Annotated in this window: 2 protein-coding genes; one reads left to right on the top strand and one right to left on the bottom strand. The window is 74.8% G+C overall.

From position 1 onward, the window contains the following. The coding region (locus tag D8M29_RS11125) for a M3 family metallopeptidase (RefSeq protein WP_148111597.1) at positions 1–1043 on the top strand (1043 nt) is incomplete at its 5' end. A gap of 6 nt (positions 1044–1049) precedes the next feature. On the opposite strand, the gene D8M29_RS11120 is transcribed toward D8M29_RS11125, so the two are convergent. Further along, the gene (locus D8M29_RS11120; RefSeq protein ID WP_238693396.1) at positions 1050–2267 is read right to left on the bottom strand and encodes a S9 family peptidase; all 1218 of its coding nucleotides are present in this window, start codon (positions 2265–2267) and stop codon (positions 1050–1052) included. Positions 2268–2278: the final 11 nt, after the last annotated feature.

Raw genomic sequence — 2278 nt, 5'->3', positions numbered from 1 at the left:
CGTACGCGCGGGAGGAGTTCGCGGTGGACGCGGACGCCCTGCGCCCGTACTTCGAGCTGGACCGGGTGCTGACCGAGGGCGTGTTCGCGGCGGCGACGGCGCTGTACGGGCTCACGTTCGCCGAGCGCCCGGAGCTGGCGCGGCACCTGTACCGCCCCGGGATCCGGGTGTTCGAGGTGACGGGTGAGGACGGTGCCGGGGTGGGTCTGTTCGTCGCGGACCTGTTCGCGCGGCCGACCAAGTCGGGCGGTGCCTGGATGCACACGGTGCGGGACATGGCGGACGCCCTGGGCGAGCGCCCGGTGGTGTTCACCACGATGAATGTGCCGGCCCCGGCGGCGGGGCGTCCGGCCCTGCTGACGCTGGATGAGGCCACGACGCTGTTCCACGAGTTCGGCCACGCCCTGCACGGGCTGCTGGCCCGGGGCGAGTACGCCTCGCTCACCGGGACGAACGTGCCGCGCGACGTCGTCGAGTTCCCGTCGCAGGTCAACGAGGTGTGGCTGCGCGAGCCGTCCCTGCTGGCCGCGTACGCGCGGCACGTGGAGTCGGGCGAGCCGCTGCCGGCGGGGACGCTGGAGCGGCTCGAGGCGGCGGACCTGTGGGGCGAGGGGCACCGCACGGTCGAGTATTTGGGCGCGGCGCTCGTGGACTGGGCCTGGCACTCGCTGACGGAGGAGACGGTGGACGCCGCCACGGCCGACCCGGCCGCGTTCGAGCGCCGGGTGCTGACCGAGGCGGGCATCGACCCGGACCTGGTGCCTCCGCGCTACGGCACCGGCTACTTCAAGCACATCTTCGGCGGCGGCTACGCGGCCGGGTACTACTCCTACGTGTGGGCCGAGGTGCTGGACGCGGACGCCGTGGAGTGGTTCCGCGAGCACGGCGGGATGACGCGGGAGAACGGCCGCCGGTTCGCGGACGAGCTGCTCTCGCGGGGCGATACGCGTGACCTGCTGGAGTCCTACCGCGCGTTCCGTGGCCGGGACGCCGAGCTCGAGCCGCTGCTGCGCCGTCGGGGGCTGGCGGACGCCGCGGCCTGAGCGCGGTCAGCGCCCCCGGCCGCCGGGGCGGGGGGCGCTGAGCACGGCGCGCAGCCAGCCGCGCACGGTGGTGTCCCACTTGCGCGGGTCCACGTTCTGCTCGCGGGTGTGGCGGGCCTGGTGGAAGCGGACGAACCGCACGAGGTCCGGGTTGCGCTCGGCCAGGTCCTGCGAGGGGCCGACGGGCACGTACTCGTCGTCCTCGGAGTGCAGGATCAGCGTGGGCACACGCACGTGGTCGGCGCGGGTCACCCAGTCCAGGGCCTTGAGGTCCACGGGGGCGGCCAGGCCCGTGATGAACCGGCCGGCCCGGTTGGCCAGCAGCCACTGGCCGAGCAGGCCCACGGCTTCGGGGATCCGGTTGAGCCGGGCCTGGTGGCGCAGCACGTCCACCCAGTCGATGACGGGGCCCGTCAGGACCACGCCGCGCACGTGCGGGGCCAGCGGGGAGCGGTCCACGGTCTGCAGCACCACGGCCCCGCCCATGGACCAGCCGAAGAGGACGACGTCCCGGGCGCCGTGGTCGAGGGCGTAGCGGATGGCCGCCTCGACGTCCTCCCATTCGGTGGTGCCGAGCCCGTAGCGGGCGTCGGCGGCGTCCGGGGCGTCGCCGTCGTTGCGGTAGGAGATCAGCAGCGACGTCATGCCCAGGCGGCGGGCGGTCGGCACGGCGCGGATGCCCTCGTTGCGGCGCGCGCCGCGGCCGTGGACCATCACCGCCCACAGCCCCTCCGCGGGACGGGGTTCGCCGTCCTCGCTGGGGTCCGGCTCGATGCGCCATGCGCGGGCGTGGCCGCCGGGCACCGGCACCTGCACGTCCTCGGCGTCGAGCCCGGCGTCGGCGGGGGTCGGGTAGACGAAGCCGGTGAACCGGCCCCGGGTCGCCGTCGTCAGATCGCCGGAGAAGACCTCCTCGACCGCGCGCTGCACCGTGCCGTCCCGGGGGTCGAAGGAGGTGATCTCCCCGATGCGGGCGCATCCGGCGCCGTCGTCGAACGTGAGGGAGTACTGGCCGGGCACGGTGGTGTACTCGTCGGCCTGCAGGATCACGTCCTGCCCGGCGGGCGTGTCGACGACGGCGAGGATCGGCGTGGACTCGGCGTGGCGGCGCACGGGGGTCACCACGGTGCGGGCGAACACGCCTGCGAGCGCCGAGCTCGCCCCGGCCAGCACGAAGGCGGAGGCCGCGGCGACGCTGAGCACGGGCGGGGCCCAGCGGGCCACAGATCGGAAGG

It is taken from the genome of Micrococcus sp. HSID17227 (assembly GCF_003989405.1).
Taxonomy (GTDB): domain Bacteria; phylum Actinomycetota; class Actinomycetes; order Actinomycetales; family Micrococcaceae; genus Micrococcus; species Micrococcus luteus.
The sequence above is the reverse complement of the archived record's forward strand: the minus strand, read 5'-3'. Positions and strand labels throughout refer to the sequence as shown.